The sequence below is a fragment of the Rhizobium sp. AN5 genome, from assembly GCF_900215255.1.
GTDB lineage: Bacteria > Pseudomonadota > Alphaproteobacteria > Rhizobiales > Rhizobiaceae > Agrobacterium > Agrobacterium tumefaciens.
The window spans coordinates 1,458,072-1,481,364 of sequence record NZ_OCMJ01000003.1; the positions used below are offsets into that span (position 1 = coordinate 1,458,072).

General features: G+C 61.2%; 16 protein-coding genes. 3 read left to right on the top strand and 13 right to left on the bottom strand.

Translation table 11 applies throughout. The annotated features are described in order from the left end of the window. Window positions 1–98: 98 nt before the first annotated feature. The 6 genes from CRP02_RS10145 to CRP02_RS10170 all read right to left on the bottom strand — a co-directional run bounded on the left by CRP02_RS10145 (window position 99) and on the right by CRP02_RS10170 (window position 7,411). Complete coding sequence (locus CRP02_RS10145) at window positions 99–2,012, bottom strand: PhoX family protein (RefSeq protein ID WP_097170982.1); 1,914 nt, start codon at window positions 2,010–2,012, stop codon at window positions 99–101. A 129-nt stretch (window positions 2,013–2,141) separates the two neighbouring features. Next, entirely contained in the window at window positions 2,142–2,855 is a 714-nt protein-coding gene (locus CRP02_RS10150) for a 4'-phosphopantetheinyl transferase family protein (RefSeq protein WP_097170983.1), read from the bottom strand. Between the two features lie 30 nt (window positions 2,856–2,885). Further along, window positions 2,886–3,641, bottom strand: coding sequence for a 2,3-dihydro-2,3-dihydroxybenzoate dehydrogenase (dhbA, locus tag CRP02_RS10155; RefSeq protein WP_013762274.1), 756 nt, complete (start codon window positions 3,639–3,641; stop codon window positions 2,886–2,888). Between the two features lie 13 nt (window positions 3,642–3,654). Beyond that, the gene (locus tag CRP02_RS10160) at window positions 3,655–4,524 is read right to left on the bottom strand and encodes an isochorismatase (RefSeq protein WP_097100397.1); all 870 of its coding nucleotides are present in this window, start codon (window positions 4,522–4,524) and stop codon (window positions 3,655–3,657) included. Between the two features lie 73 nt (window positions 4,525–4,597). Then, a complete protein-coding gene (locus tag CRP02_RS10165) occupies window positions 4,598–6,217 on the bottom strand; it encodes a (2,3-dihydroxybenzoyl)adenylate synthase (protein ID WP_097170984.1) in 1,620 nt (539 codons plus the stop codon). A gap of 18 nt (window positions 6,218–6,235) precedes the next feature. After that, window positions 6,236–7,411, bottom strand: a complete 1,176-nt coding sequence (locus CRP02_RS10170; protein ID WP_097170985.1) for an isochorismate synthase MenF — start codon at window positions 7,409–7,411, stop codon at window positions 6,236–6,238. 81 nt (window positions 7,412–7,492) lie between these two features. Here CRP02_RS10170 and CRP02_RS10175 point away from each other — a divergent pair, with 81 nt between their 5' ends. Together CRP02_RS10175 and CRP02_RS10180 are read left to right on the top strand one after the other, a co-directional pair. Next, window positions 7,493–11,932, top strand: coding sequence for an amino acid adenylation domain-containing protein (locus tag CRP02_RS10175; protein ID WP_097170986.1), 4,440 nt, complete (start codon window positions 7,493–7,495; stop codon window positions 11,930–11,932). Between the two features lie 48 nt (window positions 11,933–11,980). Continuing rightward, complete coding sequence (locus CRP02_RS10180; RefSeq protein WP_097170987.1) at window positions 11,981–13,327, top strand: condensation domain-containing protein; 1,347 nt, start codon at window positions 11,981–11,983, stop codon at window positions 13,325–13,327. 318 nt (window positions 13,328–13,645) lie between these two features. On the opposite strand, the gene CRP02_RS10185 is transcribed toward CRP02_RS10180, so the two are convergent. The 7 genes from CRP02_RS10185 to CRP02_RS10215 form a co-directional block, all read right to left on the bottom strand. After that, window positions 13,646–16,501 (bottom strand): condensation domain-containing protein, encoded by a 2,856-nt coding sequence (locus tag CRP02_RS10185; protein ID WP_097170988.1) that lies wholly within the window; start codon window positions 16,499–16,501, stop codon window positions 13,646–13,648. 69 nt (window positions 16,502–16,570) lie between these two features. Further along, complete coding sequence (locus CRP02_RS10190) at window positions 16,571–16,849, bottom strand: phosphopantetheine-binding protein (protein WP_097170989.1); 279 nt, start codon at window positions 16,847–16,849, stop codon at window positions 16,571–16,573. Then, window positions 16,842–17,681 carry a siderophore-interacting protein gene (locus CRP02_RS10195; protein WP_097171318.1) on the bottom strand — a complete coding sequence of 280 codons (840 nt, stop codon included), beginning with the start codon at window positions 17,679–17,681 and terminating at the stop codon, window positions 16,842–16,844. The genes CRP02_RS10190 and CRP02_RS10195 overlap by 8 nt, the downstream gene beginning before the upstream one ends. Before the next feature lie 231 nt (window positions 17,682–17,912). Then, complete coding sequence (locus CRP02_RS10200) at window positions 17,913–18,866, bottom strand: ABC transporter substrate-binding protein (RefSeq protein ID WP_097170990.1); 954 nt, start codon at window positions 18,864–18,866, stop codon at window positions 17,913–17,915. A gap of 23 nt (window positions 18,867–18,889) precedes the next feature. Continuing rightward, on the bottom strand, window positions 18,890–19,954 hold the full coding sequence (locus tag CRP02_RS10205; RefSeq protein ID WP_097170991.1) for a FecCD family ABC transporter permease: 1,065 nt from the start codon (window positions 19,952–19,954) through the stop codon (window positions 18,890–18,892). Between the two features lie 11 nt (window positions 19,955–19,965). Then, complete coding sequence (locus CRP02_RS10210) at window positions 19,966–20,979, bottom strand: FecCD family ABC transporter permease (RefSeq protein ID WP_097170992.1); 1,014 nt, start codon at window positions 20,977–20,979, stop codon at window positions 19,966–19,968. Further along, window positions 20,976–21,791: an ABC transporter ATP-binding protein gene (locus CRP02_RS10215; RefSeq protein ID WP_097170993.1), complete on the bottom strand. Its 816-nt coding sequence runs from the start codon at window positions 21,789–21,791 to the stop codon at window positions 20,976–20,978. Before CRP02_RS10215 ends, CRP02_RS10210 begins: the two co-directional genes overlap by 4 nt. Window positions 21,792–21,990: 199 nt before the next feature. Here CRP02_RS10215 and CRP02_RS10220 point away from each other — a divergent pair, with 199 nt between their 5' ends. Then, window positions 21,991–23,292, top strand: a complete 1,302-nt coding sequence (locus CRP02_RS10220) for an NtaA/DmoA family FMN-dependent monooxygenase (protein WP_097171319.1) — start codon at window positions 21,991–21,993, stop codon at window positions 23,290–23,292. Window position 23,293 lies beyond the last annotated feature (1 nt).

A 23,293-nucleotide genomic window follows, 5' to 3' on the forward strand; every position in this document is an offset into this window, starting at 1 on the left:
GCGAGTGAAAATTCAGTCAGGCCGCATCGACCCTTGGTCACGGTGACAGGAACCGGATATCCGCTATGCCGAGACCCGGTTCCGCCTAAGCCAAAGCGTCAGCCGATCTGCGCGTTGTCGTCACGCTTGATGGCGATGACGGTGGAACGCGGCAGCTTGCCTTCGCCATCCGGGAAGGGGGCGTCGGGGTGCTGGATGCCGACGAAGTGGGTACGCTTGTCGCCGGACCATGTCTGGCCGGTGACTTCGGAACCCTTCGGCGCGGTCAGGAAACGCTCGATACGGCCGGTGGCCGGATCGCCTGCCAGCATCTGGTTATTGCCCTGGCCGGCGAAGTTGCCCTCGTTGCTGTCCTCGCCGTCGGTCTGGATCCAGAGGAGACCGGTCGAGTCGAACATCATGCCATCGGGCGAGTTGAACATGTTGCCTTCGTTGATGTTCGAAGAGCCGGCATAGGCATCCTTGTGAACGGTGGGGTTGCCGGCCATGCAGAACAGGTCCCACTTGAATTTGCCGTCCGCGTGGTCGTCGTTTTCCGGGTACCAGCGCACGATCTGGCCGTATTCGTTCTTTTCGCGCGGGTTGGCGGCATTGATCGCCATGGCGTCGCCGCCAGCATTGGCGCGCAACTTGCCATCTTTCATTTCGCCGCGACGGCTATTGTTGGTAAGGGCGCAATAGGCTTCGATGGCGACCGGGTTGATGGCGACCCATTCCGGGCGGTCCATCGTTGTCGCACCCACCTTGGAAGCGGCCTGACGGGTGAAGACGCAGATTTCATCGATCTTCATGCCTGTCGTCTCAGGCGTGAGAGCCAGCCATTCACCAGCGCCGTCGTCCGAGAACTTGGCGACGTAGAGCGTGCCTTCGTCTAGCAGTTTCGAGGTGTCGCCACCGGGCACGTAAATGCCGTTGGAGACGAATTTGTAGAGGAATTCGCCACGCTCGTCATCGCCCATGTAAACCACCACGCGGCCGTCACGCGCGATCACCACAGCGGCGTTTTCGTGCTTGATGCGGCCGAGGGCGGTGCGCTTGATCGGGGTGGAGGAGGCGTCCGAAGGATCGATCTCGACCACGTAACCGGCGCGGCGCGGCTCGTTCGGGTTCTTGGCGACATCGAAACGCGCATCGAACTTCTCATAGGCGTAACGGGTCTCGGCGACGATGCCGTAGCGCTTGTAGTCATCCGGCAGCTTGAAGGCGGCATCAGCGGTGCCGAAATAGCCGTTGAAGTTTTCCTCGCAGGTGAGGTAGGTGCCCCAGGGCGTGCGGCCCGCGCCGCAATTGTTGAAGGTCCCCAGACAGTCGACACCCTTCGGATCGGCGGCGGTCTTGACGAGGTCCGAGCCTGCGGCCGGGCCGGAAAGCTTCATCGGAGTGTTGTGGTGAATACGGCGGTTGAACGGGCTGTCGAGAACGATTTCCCAGCCTTCGGTGCCTTCCGCAACTTCCATGACGGTGACGCCCTGCATGTTCTGCAGGATCTTGACGTCGTCGGCCGTTTTCGGGTTGCCCTTTTCGGCATGCGGCAGGTTGGTTTCGGGGTTTACATATTCATGGTTGACGGCGATCAGCTGGTGATTGCCAACCATGAACAGTTCCATGCCGTCAGTGTTTTCGCCGAAGACCTTGTCGGAGTTTTCAACGCTGACACCCTTGGCAGGATCGAGGTCGGGCACGTTGGAGAACAGCGGCTGGCCCCACTTGGCGACCGGCTTCCAGCTGTAGCCTTCCGGCACGTGAATGGTGTGGTCGGTCGCGGCAGCCACCGGCTTGAAGGGGAAACGGCCGGCCGCGGCTTCCTGCGCTTCCGCCGAGGTGCTGGTCATCAGGTTGCCGAGCGTGCCCATGGCTGCTGCGGCCGAACCGAAGGCAAGCACGCCACCGAGAAAGCCGCGGCGGGAAATCGCGGTTTCGACCACGCGGTCGAAATCGGTTTCGGCCGGCGGCGGGTTTTGCAGCTCGTCCCACGCATCCCAGGAAAGCTTGCTCGTATCGATGTCGGTCATATCGTATCTCCACCGTTGCATGTTTGGAATCATTCCAACACGGTGCGTACCGTTTCAGTGTTTCACACAAATGACGGGAATAACGACTTTAAATATGATCTTCAAAGGAAAAAATTCTGTATTTTTCCCTTAATGCGGGAGAAGGATACGGGTGAGCAGAAAGCCTTCGAGGAGGCAGAAGCGGAAAGGAATGTCCTTTCCCTTGCGCCACTCGCCGCTGATGTCGGTCGTCAGCCGAAGGGATGCTGAACCGCACTCTTCATAGCCGGATAACTCCGCCGCCTCGAAAAAGAACAAACGTCTGACGGTCGGATAAAGTGCCTTGAACAGGCTTTCCTTGGCCGAAAAGATGAGCCCGGTCATGAAGGGATCGATGTCGTTTCCAAGACTGAGGCGTTCGTTCGCGGTCAGGACCTGCGGCGCAATATCGCAAGCTTCGTCCTCGTTCAGAAGCCTTTCGATATCGATGCCAATGCCGCAGAACCGCTCGGAAGAGCCGGCAAGCGCAATTGCCCGCTCGTGGCTGTGGGAAATCGCGCCGACCACGCCTTCGGGCCAGATAGGGGCGCGATCCTCTCCCATGCCGGGAAAGGCGGCGCGGCCGGTGAGACGGCGTATGGCTTCGGCAGCACATCTGCGCCCGGCGATAAATTCCGCCTTGCGTCTGGGCGCAGCGCGCAAAAGCTGCGGCGGCAAGGGAGGGACCTTGCCGCCGCGCCCTTCTTCGGCGCTGTAATGAAGGGTGACGCAATGACAATCGCATCTGTCGTCCGGCCAAGGCCAGATGGCCTCGGGTGGATCGCCGGAAACAGCTTCGCCGTGAAACGCCGGCGCGTTGGCCATATCTGTCATCCTCATCACGCGGACCGATGCTCAGGCGGCAAGCGTGGCGCCGCCATCGACCACGATCTGCTGCATCGTCACATGGCCTGCCTGATCGGAGGCGAGGAACAGCACCGTGTCGGCGATGTCGTCCGGCCGCGCGATCTTGCCGAGCGGAATACCGAGCTTGAACTGCTCGGGAAGACCGGCGACCAGTCGCTGTTTGCCGCTGGGATCGTTCAGCATGCCGGCCAGCATCGGCGTATCGGTGGAGCCGGGCGACACCACATTGCAGCGCACGCCATAGGGCGCGAGTTCAAGTGCTGCACAATGGCTGAGGCTGACGAGTGCGGCCTTGGAAGCACAATAGGCGAGCATGCCTATGCGCGGCACAACGGCGGCGTTGGAGGCAATGTTGACGATTGCCCCACGCCGCTGCCGCTTGAAGACGCCGCTCCATTGCCGCAGCAGGTAGAACGGCCCCGCAGCATTGACATCCATGCAGGCGTTCCAGTCCTGCGGCGTCAGGCTTTCGCTGTCGCCGAGCCGGAGGATGCCGGCGGCGTTGACGAGAATGTCTAGCCCGCCCCATTCCTTCTCGATCGCCTTGCTCGCCGCCTCCACTGCCGCCGCGTCCGTGATGTCGAGCGTGATCTGGCGGAAGGTTGCATCGGTTGCATCGGCAATGAGGTCAAGGCCGATGACCTCGGCCCCTTCCTCGGTGAAACGCTCGGCGATGCGGCGGCCGATGCCCTGCGCGGCACCCGTCACCAGCACGCGCCGCCCGTTAAATCTGTTCTGCATCATCTTGTCCGTCCGCTCAGGCCGCGAGCCGCTTTTCTTCGATCAGCGCCCACCAGGCAGATAGCGTCGGTACGCGGGCAAGCTCTTCGAAGCCCACGATGACGCCACGTTCCTTCAGTTCGCCGGCAAGCTTCATCACCTGCAGCGAATCCAGCCCATAGAAGATGAGGTTCTCATCCGGGTCGATGTCGCTCTCGTCCTCCACCATTTGCAGGACGCGGGCCTTCAGCCATTCGCTGATATCGGTGGTCTCTCCCGCGCCGGCAAGGCTTGCGGTGTCGATCACCACGCCGCAGCGTGTTGCCACATATTGCAGCGCCATGCGGTGTTCGGCTTCGGAAAAATCGGCGACGGCATCACCCAGCATGAAGGGCTGAATATCCTTCATGAAGGCTTCAACGGCCGTCATCATGCAGCCGATATGGGCATAGACGCCGCCGATGATGATCTGGTCGCGGCCCCACCCTTTCATGCGCTCGGCAAGGTCTGAACGCTGGAAGGCGCTGTAGCGCCATTTGGTCAGCACCACATCGTCGGGCGTCGGCGCAAGCTTGTCCACGACCTTCTGCAACTCCGGGTCGACCACGGTCAGGCCCGGTCCCCACATGTCGTTCAGAAGCGCGCGGTCGGCGGCAGGCTGGTCGTGCGGCTGGGCGGTGTAGATGACCGGCACGCCGTTCTGGACCGCCCATGCCTTTACCTTTGCAAGATTGTCGATGAGGGTTGTCATCAACTTGCCGTCGGCCTCGTAGAACCGCAGGAAATAACGCTGCATGTCGTGGATGAGCAGCACGGCGCGCTTGGCGTCCGGCTGCCATTTGGTCTTGTTGGCCGGAAAGCTTGCTGCGACCGGCATCGGATAATCGGAAATGGTGGGGATCGTCATATTGACCTCGAGGGTTTGGCGCATCGGCATGGGCGACACGCAGTTTTCAAATGGTTGAGGCGTGCACGCTCCGTTACGCCGGGACGGTCGCTGCGAGCATGTCGCGCAGACGTTTCTTGTCGATCTTGCCGACGGCAGTGAGCGGCATGGTGTCGATGAAACGCACCCGGTCCGGCAGCTTGTAATCCGCAACACCCAGACCGGAGAGATGCTGGCGGATGGCCGGTGCTTTCAGAGCGGGATTGCGGGAAACGACGAAGACGCAGCTTTTTTCACCGAGGAGTTCGTCCTGCATCGCCACCAGTGCGGCATGCGTCACATCCGGATGCCGCAGGATCAGGTTTTCCACCTCTTCCGATGCGACCTTCTCGCCACCGCGATTGATCTGGTCCTTCACCCGGCCAACCACCCGCAGGTAACCTTCAGGCGTGCGCTGAACGACATCGCCGGAATAATAAAATCCCTGGTTGTCGAAGACGCGGGCGCTGTGCTCGGCGGCGCGGTAATATCCGCGGAACGTATAGGGGCCGCGCGTCGCCAGCATGCCGGCTTCGCCTTCTGGAACGTCGTTGCCGTCCTCGTCAACGATGCGGATCTCGTCATCCGGGCTGATCGGCCGCCCTTGCGTGGTGAAGACAATATGGTCGGGATCACCGGCGCGGGTATAGTTCACCAGACCTTCCGCCATGCCGAAGACCTGCTGGAGGGTGCAGCCCAGCACCTGTGGCACCTGGCGGGCTAAAGCTTCAGCGAAGCTTGCGCCGCCGACCTGCAGCAGCCTGAGGGATTTCAGCCGTTCGCGATGGGCGGGCGCCACCTGTAACCACAGCGCCACGGCCGGCGGCACCAGAGGCACAATGTCGATGCCATGTTTTTCGATGAGGTCAAAGCAGGCAAGCGGCTCGGGATTGGCCGCCATTACCACGGTGCCGCCAGCGTGGAACACGCCAAGCGCACCCGGCGAACTCATGGGGTAATTATGCGCCACCGGAATGGCGCAGAGGAAACGGGTCTGCGGCGTCAGCTCGCAGATTTCCGCACTGGCCCGGGCGCTGTAGTCATAGTCGTTATGCGTGCGGGGGATCAGTTTCGGTGTTCCGGTGCTGCCGCCGGAAAGCTGGAACAACGCTACCTCATCGGCTGCCGAAGGGCCGTAATGCGGCGCATTTTCGGCGGGTGATGAGAGCCATTGTTCGAGGCTGCGCTGCGGTTCCGTCTCACCAAGCAGCAGCGTTACGGCAAGCTGCGGAGAGGTAAGCTTCAGCGCCTCCAGAAACGTGTCATTGGCAAAAAGCTCGTGGGAACGCGAGCCGATCACCAGCTTTGGCGCAATCTGTTCCGCATAGGAGGTCATCTCCAGCCGGCGATGGCTGAAAAGCGCATTGACGGGTGCAGCGCCGATTTTCATCAGAGCGAAAAAGACGAGATAGAACTCCGCGATATTAGGCAATTGCACCAGTGCCGTATCGCCCGTGCCGATACCGGCGGCAGCCAGATGCCCGGCAAGATTGGAAGATTGCCGGTCGAGATCGGCATAGGTGAAGCGGCGGTCGCCGCAGATCAGCGCGGTCGCGTCCGGCCGAAGTTCCACCTGCTGGGTGAGGATGTCGCTGAGCGGTCTGTCGATCCAGTAGCCGCGGTCGCGGTATCGGCGCGCCAGATCTTCGGGCCAGCGTTCAAATTCGATTGTCATGGTGTGTCCCTGGGAAAATTAGGCAGAAAGACCGCAGGCGTTCAGCATGGTCTTGAGCTTGGTCTGCACCTCGGCCCATTCGGATTCGGGTTCCGAGGCTTCAACGATGCCGGCGCCTGCGAACAGCCGCACGGTTTGCCGCTGCACGGTGCCGCAACGGATTGTCACTACCCATTCGCCGTTACCCTCGGCATCCGTCCAGCCGACCATGCCGGTGAACAGCCCACGCTCGAAAGGCTCGACGAAGCGAATAAGCCGGCGGGCGCGCTCGGTGGGGAAACCGCAAACAGCAGGTGTGGGATGCAGCAGGCACGCGAGTTGCAGTGCGTTGGTCTCGGGATCAGCAAGACGGCCCTCGATGCGCGTCGAAAGATGCCAAAGAGCGGCCGTGTTGATGAGGGAGGGTTTTTCGGGAACGTCGATTTCAGTGCAGCAAGGCGTAAGCAGTGAGCGGATATCCTCGATCACGAGGCTATGCTCGTAATGGTCTTTTTCCGAAGCCGAAAGCCGGTCTGCATTGGCCTTGTCCGCCACCGGGTCAGCCATACGTTTTGCCGAGCCCGCGAGCGGGTTCGAGATGACTTTTTCACCCTGCTTGCGGATGAGGAGTTCGGGGCTCACGCCTATCAGATCGCCGCCATCGGGCAGCGGAATGCGGAACTGGTAACCCTCGCGGTTCTGTTTGGCGAGGCTGGCCAGCAATCTTTCGACATTGACCTCGGAGGCGAAGGTCAGTTCGCGCATTACCGAAAGCACTGCCTTGCGGACATCGGAATGGCGGAAATTGACGATGGCATGCTCAACGGCGCGCTTGAAACCATTTTCATCGGGCAGGCTGTTCTGGCCGACAAGCGCCGGCATGGCCGAATCAGTCGAGATCGAAGCGGTACCCTTTGGATTCCACTCATGGTTGTTGGGGATATATAAGCAGGATGGCTCGTTGACATCGAAGGGGATGGCGCCAATGGCGATGGGATTGTCCTGTCCGGCCCTGCGCGCTCTCTCAAAAGCGGCCCTTATCGCCTTCTGCAAAGGGCTTCCCGCGTCTTCGGCGCCATGGGCAGGAATCGTTATCCTTTCGCGAATGCCTCTGGCACGCAGTTCGCCCGAGCCAGAAGTGAACAGAAATTCTCTATCAAAATCAGTAATTTCGTCGGAATCGACGTCATTCGTCCTGAGTGCTCCCGTTTTCATGGGATGCCTCCTGTGCGAGTGGTTGACGGTGGCTTATACTTGATTATGATAATCATGTTTTGTCAATCGGTGCAAATTCACATGCTAAATTTAACCCCCATGCAGGTTGCCTACTGGGTCGGCCGAGAGGCGGACGGGATACTCGGAAAAGTTACGCCGCATCTTTATCTCGAGTTCGAAGGCAGGGGGCTGGAGGCGGAAAGACTCGCCGTCGCGGTCGAAAGGCTTTGCCGGCGTCACCCCATGCTCAGCCTCAGGATCGATGTGGAAGGGCGACAGACGGTGGACCCCGCCGGCCGGCCGCTCCGCCTCGACGTGGAGGACATGGCGGCTCTCAATGAGGAGGCGCTTGCGCACCGTCTTGCCGCCAAACGTGAGGCGTGGAGCCATCGCCAGATCGATCTGCGCGTAGCCCCGCCGGCGGCAGTGTCGCTCAGCCTGCTGCCCGCAGGTCGCGCCAGGCTGCATGTGGATACCGACATGCTGGCCATCGATCCCGCCAGTATGCGTATCGTGCTGGAAGATCTCGCCCGCTTTTATGACGCCGACGCGAACGAACTCGAGCCATCGGGGAATACACCACCATCGTTTTTCAGCTGGGCGGAACGTCTTGCATCCGATCCGGAACTCAAAGCCCAGCATGAGCGGGACCGGCTGTGGTGGCGGCAACATGTTGCCGATATTCCGGAGGCACCGCCATTGCCGTTTTTGACCGACGACCCGTCACGCGCCGTTCACACCGATCGCCTTGCAGCAAGACTTTCTCCGGCTGAACGCAGCAGTCTGGAACGGGTGGCGCGGCGCTGCGGTGTGACCACGTCGACCCTGTTGCTTGGTGTCTTTGCAGTGGTGCTTTCGCAGGCGACGAATGCGGAAAAGTTCCGGCTTTCCGTGCCGGCTTTCTGGCGTGCGCCGCTGGTGGAAGGGGTCGATGGCATCGTCGGCGAATTCTCCAATGTGCTCATGCTCGGCGTTGATATCCGGCCTGAGGAGAGACTTGAGCGACTGCTTGGACGGCTGTTCGGAGAGATGAACGGGCTCCTGGCGCACCAGTCCTATCCCGGGGTCAGCGTCATGCGCGACCTTTCCCGCCTGCGCGGCGGTTTGCAGACCTCACCGGTTGTCTTTACCGCGGGTGTCGATTTGCCCGGGGGCGAGTTGTTTTCTGAAAATGTGGGGCGCGTGTTCGGCCCGATGATCCACACCGTCTCGCAGGGGCCTGGAGTTGCGCTGGATGCGCAGGTCGCAGCACTCAATGGCGGGCTTTTGATCAACTGGGATGTGCGGCTCGATGCGCTGCCGGAAAGCTGGCTGCGAGCCCTGTTCGACGCCTATACCGCCCTTCTTCGCCACCTCGCCGCCAGTCCCGATCTCGTTTCCGAGACCGTGGCGCGATTAGGCTTGCAAGCGCCGGAAGCGACAGCGCAGACAAAAGGAAAATCCATGGAACGGCCACTCTCAGCCTTGCAAAAGGCCTATCTGCTCGGTCGCGGCACCCATCTGCCGCTGAGCGGCGTGGCGATGCAGGAGTTCCGCGAATATCGCGGCAATATCGATCCGGCATTGTTTCGCTCGCGCCTCACCGCAATGGTCGAGCGGCATGAAAGCCTGCGCACCCACATCGATGAGCGGCGTCTGGTGCAGGTGGTCTCGGAGGAGCCGAAGCTAAACCTTGATATTGTTGATCTTTCGGATCTGTCCGCCGCCGAAGCCGAACAGCGGATCGGCACCGTGCGGCAGGATTTCTCCCATGCCCATTTCGATCTTGCCGCCTCTCCCTGGCACGTCACGGTGTTTCGTCTGCCGGAGGTTGCGGTGGGGGACAGCGTGGCGGTCTTCCTGCGTTTCGACGCCCTCATTCTCGACGGGCGGGGAATAGCCAGCCTTGCGGCGGAACTCTTCGATGATGTTGTGCCGCCCGCATCAGCCGTCGCAGCCATCGCCCCGCAACTAGATGTAGCAGCGGCCCGTGCTGAGGATGCCGCATACTGGGCTGAGAAACTTGAGGGTGCGGAAGTGCCCTCGCAACTGCCCTGGAAAGCCCCTCTCGAAACCATTGCCGTTTCGCGTTACAGCCGCCAGAGCCTAACCGTGGAAAAACAACGCTTTACCTCCTTTTCACGGATCGGCGCAAAAGAGCGGCTGTTCAAGAATTCGGCACTGACGGCGGTAATCCTCGATGTGCTGTCGCTTTGGCTGAACGAAGGTGCCCTCGTCGTCGGCATTCCCGTCGCCCCACAAGTGGAAGGCGCGTTTGCCAATCGCTCGAGCTTCATCGCGGTCAAATGGGATGCGGCCAAGGGCGATTTTGCGGAGCGGGCCGCAGCTTTGCAGACCGATGTGCTTGAGGGCCTCAATCATCTGGCTTTTTCAGGGATCGATCTCAATCGCATCCTTCTCAACGCCAATCCGGGTGGGCTCGCGCTGCCTGTCGTCATCACCAACGGCCTTTCATGGCCCACGCTTTCGCAAGCTTCGACGCTTCGGTGGACGGACGGGCTTACCCAGACGCCCCAAGTGGCGCTGGATTTCCGTTTTTCGCAAAACCCGAATGGCGATCTCGTCCTTGCTATCGATTATGCGGAGCAGGCGATCGATGCCGGAATGGTGGCTGGCATTCTCGGTGCCATAGAGCGTGCGATTACCGCAATCACCGCCAGCGGGACGTTTTCGATGAATTCCCGCGAGATCGTCGACCTGTCTCATTATCGGCTGAATGGCGACGAGCGGAACTTCGTCTGCCCGCCATTCCTGGAACGGATCGCCTCGCATCTTTTCGAAGGAGACGGATCGCGCACGGCCCTCATCAACGGCAAACGGCGCATCTCCTATCACGAACTTGGCGATGCGGTGGCGCGGGCTATGGCGGGCCTTAAGACGCGCGGCATTGGCCAGGGCGATGTCGTAGCGGTGTGCCTGCCGCGCAGTCGGGAGCACACGGCCGTCACGCTGGCCGCTGCACTTATCGGCGCCATCTGGGTGCCGATCGATGCGAGCTCGCCGGAAGACCGCCTGCGGTATCTGCTGACCAATTGCCGCCCGGCCATGATCGTTGCCCGTAGTGTTCCTGAAGGCTTCGACGCCATCAATCCCGATGAACTTCTCGCAGCGCCAGCAGCCTCCGGCGTGCCCGTTAACGCGGCGGAACTGGCGGCACTTTCGGCAAGCGAAGCGCCCGCCTATTACCTCTACACCTCCGGCACCACTGGCAAACCGAAATGCGTCGTGCTCTCTAACAGGGCCACGGCCAATGTCATCGGCAGCACGCTTTCGGAATGGGCGGTGACGGAAAACGACGTCTTCATCTCCGTCACGCCCTTGCACCACGACATGTCGGTTTTCGATGTTTTCGGATCGCTTGCCGCCGGTGCGACGCTGGTGCTGCCGGAACCCGGTGAGGAAAAGGATGCAGTGCGCTGGAACGAGCTGGTGGCCGAACACGGCGTTACGCTGTGGTGCTCGGTGCCGGCGATACTTGAGATGCTCCTGTCCTGCCGTCGTGGCGACCAGCTGGGCTCGCTCCGGCTCGTTGCGCAGGGCGGTGATTACATCAAGCCCGTGGTTGTCGAGGAGTTGCGCCGGCTGAAACCTGAGCTTCGGCTGATATCGCTGGGCGGGCCGACGGAAACGACCATCTGGAGCATCTGGCACGAGATCGTGACAGCCGATACCACGGCGATACCCTACGGGCATCCCTTGCCCGGCAATCGCTATTTCGTCCTCAACGATCAGGGCGGCCATTGCCCGGCGGGCGTTGTCGGACGCATCCACACAGTTGGCGTGAATGTGGCGATCGGCTATCTGGAAAATGGTGCCATTACCCAGACGGATTTCGTGACGGTCAGCGATACGGATGGACATGCGGTGCGCGCTTTCCGCACCGGAGACCGGGGCCGTTACCGGCCGGATGGCAAGATCATGTTCGCCAGCCGCGTCAACGGTTACGTCAAGGTGCGCGGGGTGCGGGTCTCGCTGCCGGATGTGGAAAATGAACTTATCCGCCACCCCTCCATCCAGCGTATACTGGTGGTGGATTACGGTGCCGAGCAAAAGGGGGAGGCTGCTATCGGCGTGCTTTATGTTCCGATGCCCGGCCTTGAGCTTTCCACCGCCGATCTGCGCAATTTCGCCCGCAGGCATCTACCGGAATCGCATGTGCCCGGCCGCTTTCTCAATGTCGCCGATCTGCCGCTATCGGCCAATGGCAAGCCGGATCGCCGCCGCGCCCGCGAATTGCTGATGGCAGCGGAACCGGCAAAGGCACCTGCGGCTGTAACAGTCAAAGCCGCCGATCAGGGCGATCGCCGGGTGCTGGATATCTATCTCGGCGTGCTGGGCAAAAAACCGGCGAATGTGGATACGAGCAGCGATCTGCTGGCGCTTGGCCTTTTGCCTTCGCATCTGAAAACCGTCTCGGCCGAAATCCGCAGCGCCTTCGGCGTGGAGCTTTCGCCGCAGCAACTCCTGCGTTGCCGCAACGCCAAACAGGTCAGTTCGCTTTTACCCGCTTCGGCGGCATGAGCCGCGTTATTGCGGCCAAAATCACGGAAACAATTCAAGGAAAAACAGATGGCGTATATCGATCCTGCCGGCGGCTGGCTTCCCCTGACCCAGCCGCAACTCGATTTCTGGGAGGAGTTTTCCTTCCATCCCGACGAGCCGGTCTCCACCGTCGCCCATTACATCGAGCTTTCCGGTGCCGTGAACGAAGGCGCTCTGCTTGAGGCAATCAGGCGCACCGTGCGCGAATCGGAAGTGCTGTCGATCCGCTTTCGTGTCAGTGAGGATGGTGAGACGCCGCAGCAATGCTGCGATCCGCTCCACGCTCCGTTGGTCGAGCTTGTCGATCTCCGTGCCCATCCCGCGCCTTTCGAGGAAGCGCTGCTGCGAATGAACGCGGATGTCGAGGCAAGGCTTGATCTTCGAACCGACAAGCTGTCCGCCCAGGTGCTTTACCGCATCGCCGACGATCGCTACCTCTGGTATATCCGTGCCCATCATATCGTCGTCGACGGTTATGGTCTTACGCTGGTGGAGCAGCGCTGCGGGCAGCTTTACGGGCACTATTGCGGCAAGGGCGAGGCGGGTCCGGATTTCCATCCTTTCCCCAGTTTTCTTGCCGAAGAGGACGCCTACCGGCAAAGCCGCCGTTTCGAAAAGGACCGCGAGTTCTGGACGGCCTATCTCGCGCCGCCGGTGGATTTGCCCGTGCTGGACAAGGATTGCGAGGATTACGGTGGCGGCGGCCTGCATGCCGATGCGGGATTGCCGGAAGGTTTCAGCACAAGACTGCAACAGATATCCGGCGCACTGGAGATAGGCTGGCCGGACCTGCTGGTGCTGCTTTCAGGCCTTTATCTTCACCGCGTATTGCCGCGCCCGGATCGCGATGTGCTGACGCTGTGGTTACCCTTCATGAGCCGCTGGGGCAGCGTCGGCGCGCATATGCCCGCCATGCTCGTCAATATCCTGCCTTTCCATCTGACGATAGAACCGCAGGAGACCGTTGGGAGCTTCCTTGCGCGCAATGCCGCCAATCTGCGCAGGCAGCGCCTGCATGGCCGCTACCGCATCGAACAGATCGCCGCCGACCGCGATATATCAAAGGGCCGGCGGTTCTTTTTCTCACCGCTTATCAACGTCCTGCCCTTCAGCGCGCCGGTATTTGCAGGGCTTGCCGTTATCAGGCACATTCTCGCCAATGGTCCGGGCGACGGGTTCAACCTGACCTTCCGTGGCGAGGATGACGGCAGTGATCTGAACCTGCATATCGACGCGGATTCCGCACTGACCGAAGCCGACGATTTCGCGCGTTACCGCGAGGAGTTGCCGCTGTTTCTGGATGCCATGCTGCGCGACGAGGCGCTGGCGGTTCCGGCCGAAGAGGTTTCCGCGGCGTTCCGTCTGGCGGTTTGAGAAGCCGGGTGCTCTGCAAAAGGGGGACAAAAATCTCTCTGCCGTCACCCCGAATTGGTCGGGAGTGACTGGGTGCGGATGTGGTAAACCCAGCTCCGTTATGCAAAACCTGGCCTGATGGGGTGACACGCTGTCCTCCCACACAACGTCATCCTTGGGTTTGTCCCAAGGATCCAATCACGTCCAATTAAATCCAGACGTCGCAGATGCTCGGGACAGGCCCGAGCATGACGGAAGAGAGCTTTCAGGAAATTTGTCAAAAAGCAAAACCCGGCGCCGCCACGCGGAGCCGGGTTTATTGGGCAGCCTCGCCAGCACTCAGGCCAGCGTTGTCAGCACACTGCCCGAAGCGCCTGCTTCGGCGAAACGGCTGAAGACGCCGCTGGTGGTCGTGCGCAGCCGGTCGACATCCTCGGGGCCGTAACGGTCGGAGCGGTAGCTCATCAACACGCGGATGGAGCGTTCGCCGCCAATCGTTTCTTCCATTACCTCGAATTGCAGCCCCAGCATGGATTCGTGCTTGTCGGGATCGATCTGGCGGAACTCGACGGTTTTGCCGTCCGGTCCTGTAAGAGTGCCGTTCAGCTTGTTCTTGGCGTGGATCTGGATGAATACCTCGAACAGATGATCTCGACCCGGTGTCATGCCAAGCGCCTCTTCGACGAGATCGATCGGGATTTCGCTGTGTTCCAGAGAGCCGTTGACAGTGTTCTTCACCGAGGAGATCAGTTCGCCGACAGTCATCTCCTCGCGGAAACGCACACGATGGGCAACGACCGTGGTGAAATAGCCGATCGTATCGAAATAGCCGCTGTCAGTGCGGCCGGACGCCGACGTGCCGACCACGAGATCGCTCAACCCGCACAGATGGCGCAGTGACGCGGCAATGGCGGCATAAACGACGTTGAACAGGGAAGCGCTGTTCTGCTTGGCGATGGCGTAAAGTCCGTCGCTGACGTGTTTTTCCAGCTTGAACTCGATCCAGCCGCCCGCCGGCGCCTCGTCGTGTGCAGCATCTGTCGGCGTGCTGTTCTGTCCGGTGAGAACCAGGCCCTTCGGCGCGTCCCGCAGCATATCGGTCCAGTAGGCAAGGTGGTCGCCGTTGACGCCGGATGCCACCTGTTTTCTGGCGAATTCATGGAAGGGTGCGGGCTTGCTCGCAAAGACGGGAGCCTTGCCCGTGGCTCTTGCCCGATAGGCCTCTGTCAACTCGTCCATCATCAGGTTCACCGACCATTCGTCCAGCACGATATGGTGGAAGAGGAAAGAGAGCACCTGGCCGCCGGTTTGCGGATTGCGCAGGAAACGCAGCCGCATCGGCAATTCGCGGGCAAGGTCGAACCGCCAGGACGCTTCCGTGTGCCGGTCCACGCCTTCGCTTTCCTCACTCGTCCAGAACCACTTGTAGCCGGGCAGGTCGTGCATCGGCACGATCTTCTGCAGAACCATGCCATCCTCGACGTGGAAATGGGTTCGCAGGCCGGGATGACGCTCGATAATATCGAGGAATGCGCATTCGAAAGCGCTCTCATCCACCGGATCGAGGAAATCGAGCGCGAAGGGGATGTTGAAAATCTCGCCGAAACCAAAGGCGGCATAGGCTTTCCAGAGCGACATCTGCGCAAGCGAAAGCGGTGCCGTCAACGAGCCGGTCGCGGTTGCTTCCGCCTGTGCAGGGGCGGCGGTTTCGAGACGCGTCGCCTGTTTTGCGAGCGATGCGGCGGTGGGATAGCTGAACAGGTCGTTGAAACGCAGCTCGATGCCGTGATTGCTCAAAAGGCGTCCGATGATGCGGGTGGCGATCAGCGAATGGCCGCCAAAATCGAAGAAATCGTCATCCGGTCCCATGTCTGGCGACGCAAGCGCTTCGCGGAATTCTGCAAGAATTGTCGCGGCAGTCTCGTCGTCGCTGGAGCGGGAGGTGGCGGGCAGGAATGCTGCAGCCTCCGGCCCTGCGGACGAGGTTTGATGCGCAATGCCGGAAAAATCCGCACCGCCTTCGAGATGGGCGATGAAACGTTCAAGCAGGAATGCCGTCGCATGCGGCGAGGCCTCCTTGCCGCCTGTCAGTTCCAGACGGATGTGGCCATCAACCGTGCTGCCGGCGGCGAGCGTCAGGCCAAGGCCGGACTGGAGAGAGGGGAGCGGCAGGCGCTCGAACCGGAGCCGCTCGACGGATGAGGTTTCAGCGGATGTTGCCAGCGTCTGAAGCGTGAAGGTGGCAACCTCGTCGTTGTGTTCGCCATGTCGGGCCAACCCAGCCAGCACGGCTCTTTCGGCCTCCTGCGGCGACTGGCCACGTGAGATCGAGACGCGGGCGACCGCATCTGCCGGAAGCGGCAAGCCGGCCTCGTTCCCGGGTTGCAGGGGCAGGCGCAGTGTAACAGTGTCGAGATTGCCGCTCGTCGCCAGAAAAAGCGCGAAACGGGCGCCGGTGCGTGCCAGAAGCGCGTCCGTTGCGGCCGAGCCGTTTGGGTCGAGAAGGGCAGCCGGAAGATCAACGCCGTGGCTGTGGCTCGCCGGCTTGGTCCCGCTATTACGCAGAGAGACGACGGGCGTGCCGGAGGCCGGTCCTTGCAGCCAGGGGAGCGGAACTGGATTGACGATGGCGTTTTCGGTGATGCGTGGCGAAAGCGGCTTCGGCGCCTCGCCAGCATAGGCTGCGGCAATAGCGCCCAGCAAAATCTGCGGCGAGAGGGATTCACCAAGCAGGCCATGCACCAGAAGCGCCAGCAGTACCTCTCCTTCGCTCAAGAGCACGATGGCCTGAAACGGCGGATCGATTTCCGCGTCGAACGGGCTTGCCTGAAGGTCGTGCAGAAGGGCCACCGCTTCGTCTTTCGATGCCGTCTGAAACAGTTGCACGAGAGATGCCGAAGGGGCCTCTATGCTCTTGGCAAGGGTGCCGTCTTCTCCAAAGGAAAACCGCACGCGCAGTTCGGGCCATGCCTCGCAAACCGTCTCCAGTGCCGATGTCAGGCGCAGAAGGTCGCTCTCGCCGCCGATGCGGTAGGTGAGAATATGCCGGAAGACCTGATCGGGGTCCTGAAACTGCTGGAACCAGACCCGCTCCTCATATTGGCTTGGCTGCGATCCGCTCCGTGGGGCTTCGTCCGCATTGTCGAAGGTTTGTTCGATGCGGCGCGCAAGCATGCGCGAATTATCTGCTGCCATGGTCCTCTCCTTGGAAATCTAATGTTGAGGTACGTCGCGCCTGGCGGGAAAAGTCCCCTCTTACGGGGATCAGCAGCCCGCGCGCGACTGCTCGATCAGCGCCTGCCAGGCGGCAAGCGTGGGCTGACGGGCGAGATCGTCATAGTAAAGTCGCGTGCCGGCGAGCTGCGACAGCGGCGGGATCAGGCGCATGAGAGCGAGGGAATGAAGTCCGCAGCCGAACAGGTTGGCGTTCGGGCCGATATGTCCCACCTCATCGTCCAGAACATTGGCGAGATGGGCTTTGAGTTCCGTCGTCATCATGTCCGCCTCCAGCTTGCCAGCCGCCGCGATTGCCGGTTCATTCATCGAAATGATCGTGAACGCCGCTTGCGCCGCGCCGCCAGTAGCCGGAAGCGCGCGTCCACTTGGGGTTCGCGCCGTACTCGCCGATCAGGATGGCGCGCAGGTCTTTCGCCGCTTTCGATTCGCAGGCGACCCAACTGAAGAAATCGCCCTCAGGCAGTTCAAGCGTACGCAGCGCCTCCGTCAGGGCGTCGTGATCGCCGCCGCCCGCGGCCTTCTGCGTTACCCAGATGATCGACGCGTCAGCTTTCGTGGCAAGGTCCAGGCGATCAGCCTCCGTCTCGACTTCGATCAGCGCGACGACGCGGGTGCCCTCGGGCATTTCTTCCAGTCGCCGTGCAAGGGCGGGAAGGCCGGTATCGTCGGCAATCAGCAGATGCCAGTCGAAGGTGAAGGGAATGGTGAACGAGCCGCGCGGGCCTGCAATCCATGCCTTGTCACCCACCCTGGCGGATTTTGCCCAGTTGCTGGCGGGGCCATCATGGTGTGTGGCGAAATCGATGGCGAGTTCACCCTTCTCGGCATCGAAGCTGCGCGGCGTGTAATCGCGTGCGAGCGGGCGCGGCGCGCCTTCGGGAAATTCGAGGCCGTTCGGGCCGATCACCGGCAGGTTAGGTTCGGTTTCGCCGGGAAGCGGGAAGAAGATCTTGACGTGGTCGTCAAAACCGAGACTGGCAAAGCCTTCTAGCTCAGGCCCGGTCAATACGATGCGCACCATGGACCGGCTGAGTTTTTCCACGCGGGCCACGTCAAGGCAGCGTAGCTTGACGGCGTAACGATGGCGTTTGGGGGTCCGGTCCGGAACGCCGGTTTCGATGCTTTGTGCAATGCTCATGTTGCTGTCTTCCCTGGGATATCGCCGATGGGGATCGGCAGTTTCGCTGTCCCGGATCGGCATGCCGGACAATCGCGCACCGGAGTTTTCCGGCGGGAGATCCGACGTCGTTGTGTCAAGATGCGCGAACATAACAGGCGGTTCCGGCCGTCGCAATATAAGTTTCGTCAAAAACTCAAGTTTATGTCCGGCGCATGGTTTGCGCCGGAATTGCGCTTGTCGAAGGGGCGTTTAACGGCGGCCTGCCCAGCTTTCCACCGCGTCCAGCGTATGCAGCGCGCTGGGGATGGACGGCGTCGTGACCCGGCTGGAATCGAGGAAGACGATCCGGCCGTCACGCGCCGGTTTGACGAAGCGTTCCCAGCCGGGAATGATCTTTTCAAGTGCGGCGCGCGTTCCGGCTTCGCCTCGGGCGGGGCTGTTATAGCTGTTCATCACCACCAGCAGATCCGGGTTGAGTTTGCCAAAAGCCTCGGCACTGAGCGGCATCGTCAGGGTGGAACCCAGCCCACCCGACGAGGTGGCGTTGTCGATTTTCAGCCGTGCGTAACCCAGATCCTCGAGCGCCTGCACCGCACCGGACATGTCGCCGACCGCGTTGATCTGGTCGGTCAGCAGAATTGCGAGATAGGTCTTGCCTTTCGCGTCTTCGCTGAGTGCTTTTTTGACGGTCGCGAGTTTCTCATCATAGGTTTTCCGGCGCTCGGCAAAAGCGTCACTTCTGCCAACGAGACCCGAAAGATTCTCCTCGACGCTGAAGCCATAGGTGTGGCCAGTGCTTACCTTTTGCAGATAGACGGGCGCGACGGTGGAAAGCTGCTCGGCCTTGCCGCTGTCCATTTCCGTGGCGACGATCAGGTCGGGTTGCAGCGCCCGCAGCTTTTCGAGATCGATCTGACCCACCGCGCCGAAACCTTTTGGTTTGGTGCGGCCTTCACCGAGAACGGTGTCGATGAAATCAACGGCGGTTGCGAATTTGCCGTCGCTGTTACGGCCATAGGCGCCTACCACATTGGCGCCAAGATCCATCAGCGGCACGCCCAGCAGCGGTTCGTGCATGACGACGATGCGCTGCGGCTGCTCGGGGATGGAGACCGTGCGGCCGGCGGCATCGGTGACGGTTCGCTCTGCGGCAAGGCTGCTTCCGGCGGTCAGAAGTGCTGCAACGAGGATGGCAAATCGCATGGCATACCCTTTGTTCAATTTTTTCAGTGGATGTTGGTTCTGCGCAGCGCCTGCAGGCGCAGCGTGAGGATGAAAAGCGGCACGCCGATCAGCGTCAGCGCAAGGCCTATCGGCATCGGCGTATCGGCCACCAGCCCACGCGAAAGCGTATCGGCGGTCACCACCAGAATGCCGCCCGTCAGCCCAGACAGGAAAAGCCTGGCGCGGCCGACGGCGGGCGACACGAAGGTGGCGAGATGCGGGGCGATGACGCCGAGAAAGGTCAAGGGGCCGACAGCGGTGACGGAAGCGGAGCTGAGGATGACCGCAAAAACGATGACGAGCGGGCGCGACCGTTTGACCGTTTCGCCGAGCGCCATGGCCATCTCGTTACCGAGATCGAAAACCGCAAGCGCCCGGCCGATGAGAAAAATGCCCACAAGGCTGGCCGCGAAAAGGGGCGCGAATACGAGGATGATCGGCCAGCTCGCCTGAAACAGCGAACCCGCCATCCAGTCGGCAAGCGACAGCGATGTTTCCGTTGGCGTGTAGAGCAAAAGCACTGATGAGACTGATGAAAGGGCGGATTCGATTGCGATGCCCATCAGCAGGATGGCGAGCCCGCTGGAACGTTCTCGTCCGACAAGCGCTATGAGCAGGAAGGCCACCGCAAGGCCACCGCCGACGGCCGCAAGTGCCACCATGGTCTTGGGCGCCGCCGGCACCAGCACCAGAAGCAGCATGATGGTGGTCATTGATCCCTGGCTCAGACCGAACAGGCCGGGATCGGCAAGCGGATTGCGGGCGACCGATTGCAGCATGGCCCCGGCCAGCGCAACGCTCCATCCGGCCATGAAACCAAGCAGGATGCGCGGCAGCCGCACCGTCCACAGGGCATAGGCCTGATCGTCGCTCAATTGCCCGCCGGCAACGCCGCGCAGGAGGTCAATAAGACCGGTCTGTGTATTTCCAAGACTAACGGAAATGGCGGCCAGCACCAACGCCAGCAGGATCAATGCAAGGCCGGCCTTGAGGTTGCCGATGCCGATCTGCAGACCGCTCGGCAGCCTCAGGACCGCTTTGCCGTCGGTGGCCAATTGCCTTTTCATGACATCCCTCTTCATGACAGTCTATTGGCCGAAGGCGAAAGATAGAAGCGCTTGACGATGACGATGAAGACGAGGCCGCCGAGCAGGTCCATGAACAGTCCGGTATTGACCACATACGGCCTGAACAGGGTCTGCGCGCCGAGATCGGCCAGCACGCAGAGACTCGCCCCGACAAGGGCGGAAGCGGGCAGAGCGAGGGTGAAATTCACCCCGACCAGCGGCCGGACCATATGTGGAACGATGAGGCCGACGAAGCCGATGGGGCCGCAAATGGCCACTGCCGAGCCGGAGGCCAGCATGGTGGCGAAAAGTGCGATCCGGGACACGCGCGTGACGTTGACGCCGGCGGAAGCGGCTTTTTCCGCACCCAGCAGAACGAGCGTCAGCGGGCGGGCGACCGACCACAGCATCACCATCGCAATGGCGCCAATCCACCAGAAATCGGTGAGGCGCCCGGCATAGACGTGGTTGATATTGCCGCCGACCCAGCTCAGGAATTCGGCGCGACGTGTGGGGTTTGACAAAAGGAGGGCATTGGTGACCCCGATCAGCAGCATGGAGACAAGCGCACCGGACAGGATGAGCGACAGGCCGCGCGGATCGTTTGACCGCCCGGCCAGCCGGGCAACGAGGAAGCAGGCGCCAAAGCCGAAGCCGGCGCCGATAAGCGCGACGAGCCCCTGTATTTCGGGCGAGAAATCGAACACCAGCGCACCGGCGACCACAAAAAGCGTCGCACCGGCATTCAGGCCCAGGGTGGAGGGCGAGGCGAGAGGATTGCGAGCAAGCCCCTGCAGCACGCAGCCACTGACGGCCGTGGTGGCGCCGACATAGATCGCAATCAGTGAGCGCGGGATTTGCTGATAGAGTAGAACCGACTGTTCATAGGTTTCGGCCTCGCCATGCAGGAGCGTCGTCGCGATTTCGGCAAGAGGCAGGTCGCCAGTCATCAGCACGAGGTTGATGACGAGAACAACGGCCAGCAAGATCGCGGCGGCAAAGATCAGCATTATTTTAGATGTCATGCCGGAATGGCCTGTTCCTGCCGCTCCAGCCGCGGTACGCAGATGAGCCGCCCCTCCCGGGAAAATATGTCGGCCTCGAGATCAAAGACGTCGGCAACATTGGCTGATGTGACCGTATTCGCGACAGGCCCGGAGGCGAGAACCCGTCCGGCTTTCAGCATGATGACGTCATCGGCGAAGGTGGAGGCGAGGTTGAGATCGTGCAGCACGACGATAACAGTTTTGCCGTGCCTGTCCGTCAGTTCGCGCACGAGGCTGAGAACAGCATATTGATATTTCATGTCGAGATGGTTGACCGGCTCGTCCATCAGGATCACCTCCGTGTCCTGAGCGAGCACCATGGCGATGAAGGCGCGCTGGCGCTGGCCGCCGGACAGCGTGTTGACCTGCGCCCTGGCCTTGTCTTCCAGCCCAACGGTCTTCAGCGCATCGGCAAAAAGCGCCCGGTCGCGTTCGGATGGACCGCCGCCAAGCCCGTAGCGCGCATAACCCGCAAGCTCGATCAATTCGCCAAGCGTCATATAGTCAGGGCAATGGCATTCCTGCGGCAGGTAGGAGATGCGGCGGGCGAGTTCGCGGCGTCTGATCTCGCCGATCAGGCGGTCACCGAGGCTTATCCTGCCTGATGATAAAGGCACGAAACCCATGATGGTCTTCAACAGCGTCGACTTGCCACAGCCGTTGGGTCCGACCAGCGCTGTGACGCGGCCGGTTTGAAAGCGGGCAGACAGGCCCTGCAATACGGGGATGTGTCCGTAACTCGCATGAAGGTCCGTGGCATCAAGCACCGGATTACAACTCCTGTTATTCATAGGGCCATGCGTCGACACGACGCACGCCCACTCTAAGATATTGAATTCACATATCGAACTTGCGGAAATCGCGTTCCGTACCGGCAAGCGCGACAGGCTAGTCTTGAAGCGACACTAAACTATAGTAAAATTCTCCACAAATCGAAATTTGCCGATTCACATCGCGGATTTCGTGATGATTTTTCATTCGAGGTGTTTCATGTCAGTCGCGCTCAAGCTTCACGTCGGCATGTCGCTGGCGCCAACCTGGCTCAGCGGCGAGGCATGGCGGCGTCAAGACAGCGGTATAGACGGGGTTTTCTCCAGCGATTATTTCGTCGATCTTGCAAAGCGCGCCGAGGCTGCGCATGTGGATTTTGTCTTCCGGCCCGACACGCTGTTTCTGCGCACCGAGGGGCTGGAGACCGGCGGCGGATTTGCGAGCATGGACCCGAACATGCTTCTGGCCGCCATCGCACGGGAGACCAGCCATGTCGGCCTGTTATCCACGGTTTCGACGACATTCCTGCCGCCATATGTGGTTGCCCGCCAACTGCAATCGCTGAACTGGCTGAGCAATGGCCGGGCGGGATGGAACATCGTCACGGCGCTGGACGGCCACGAAAATTTCGGCCTGAAAGAAATGCCGTCGCCGCAGGAGCGTTATGAACGCGCCGCCGAGTTCACGCAGGTAGTACAGCAGCTCTGGGCGAGCTTTCCCAACGAGGCGCTGAAGCTGGACAAAGAGAGCGGGCGTTTTGCAGATTCGTCGCTGGTCCAGCCAATCGCGCATGAAGGAAAGCACTTCAGCGTCAAAGGCCCGCTCAACCTGCCGGCCCATTCCAGCCGTATTCCACTGGTGCAGGCTGGAGCTTCCCCCGAAGGCCGCGATTTCGCAGCCTCCGTTGCGGATGCGGTCTTTGCCTCGACGCCGGATATGCAGGCGGCAATCGAACTTCGGGCGGATTTACGGCAAAGAGCGGAGCGGCATGGGCGCTCACCGGATGTGATGAAGCTGATGCCGGGTCTCAGTCTTTATCTGGCGGACACCAAGAACGAGGCGCTGGAGCTGTTTGCGGAGACCCACGAAAGGGCCAACCGTGGCCGCATATTTGCATCTATTCAAAATCTGACGGGTCTTGACCTTTCCGACTGGTCGCTCACGCGGATCGTCACCCCGTCTGACTTGCCGCCGCCGCCCGAGACACCGAGAAGCCGCACCCATGCCAATCTGCTCCGCCGGCTGATCGAACGGGAAACGCTGAGCGTTGCCGAATTGTTGCGGCGACCGGAAGTGATGGGATCGGGCCACTGGCAGATCATCGGCACGGTCGAGGATGCTTTTGAAAGCATCCGCGAATGGGTGGCGGCCAGCGCGATAGATGGTTTCGTCGCGGTGCCCGGCGGTTCGGTCGCATCGATGCGGCTGGTGCTGGAGCGGCTGCTTCCAAGGCTCGGTGATGCCGGGCTCTTCCGCACCGCCTATTCCGGCAGCACCTTCGCCGACCACCTGGCCGGATAGG

Coding starts and splice junctions, on each gene's coding strand:
- CRP02_RS10180 (WP_097170987.1), top strand. CDS start 11,981: ATGGCGTATATCGATCCTGCCGGCGGCTGGCTTCCCCTGACCCAGCCG.
- CRP02_RS10145 (WP_097170982.1), bottom strand. CDS start 2,012: ATGACCGACATCGATACGAGCAAGCTTTCCTGGGATGCGTGGGACGAG.
- CRP02_RS10190 (WP_097170989.1), bottom strand. CDS start 16,849: ATGAATGAACCGGCAATCGCGGCGGCTGGCAAGCTGGAGGCGGACATG.
- CRP02_RS10195 (WP_097171318.1), bottom strand. CDS start 17,681: ATGAGCATTGCACAAAGCATCGAAACCGGCGTTCCGGACCGGACCCCC.
- CRP02_RS10165 (WP_097170984.1), bottom strand. CDS start 6,217: ATGACAATCGAATTTGAACGCTGGCCCGAAGATCTGGCGCGCCGATAC.
- CRP02_RS10215 (WP_097170993.1), bottom strand. CDS start 21,791: ATGAATAACAGGAGTTGTAATCCGGTGCTTGATGCCACGGACCTTCAT.
- CRP02_RS10220 (WP_097171319.1), top strand. CDS start 21,991: ATGTCAGTCGCGCTCAAGCTTCACGTCGGCATGTCGCTGGCGCCAACC.
- CRP02_RS10175 (WP_097170986.1), top strand. CDS start 7,493: ATGCTAAATTTAACCCCCATGCAGGTTGCCTACTGGGTCGGCCGAGAG.
- CRP02_RS10200 (WP_097170990.1), bottom strand. CDS start 18,866: ATGCGATTTGCCATCCTCGTTGCAGCACTTCTGACCGCCGGAAGCAGC.
- CRP02_RS10160 (WP_097100397.1), bottom strand. CDS start 4,524: ATGACGATCCCCACCATTTCCGATTATCCGATGCCGGTCGCAGCAAGC.
- CRP02_RS10150 (WP_097170983.1), bottom strand. CDS start 2,855: ATGGCCAACGCGCCGGCGTTTCACGGCGAAGCTGTTTCCGGCGATCCA.
- CRP02_RS10170 (WP_097170985.1), bottom strand. CDS start 7,411: ATGAAAACGGGAGCACTCAGGACGAATGACGTCGATTCCGACGAAATT.
- CRP02_RS10185 (WP_097170988.1), bottom strand. CDS start 16,501: ATGGCAGCAGATAATTCGCGCATGCTTGCGCGCCGCATCGAACAAACC.
- CRP02_RS10210 (WP_097170992.1), bottom strand. CDS start 20,979: ATGACATCTAAAATAATGCTGATCTTTGCCGCCGCGATCTTGCTGGCC.
- CRP02_RS10205 (WP_097170991.1), bottom strand. CDS start 19,954: ATGAAAAGGCAATTGGCCACCGACGGCAAAGCGGTCCTGAGGCTGCCG.
- dhbA (WP_013762274.1), bottom strand. CDS start 3,641: ATGATGCAGAACAGATTTAACGGGCGGCGCGTGCTGGTGACGGGTGCC.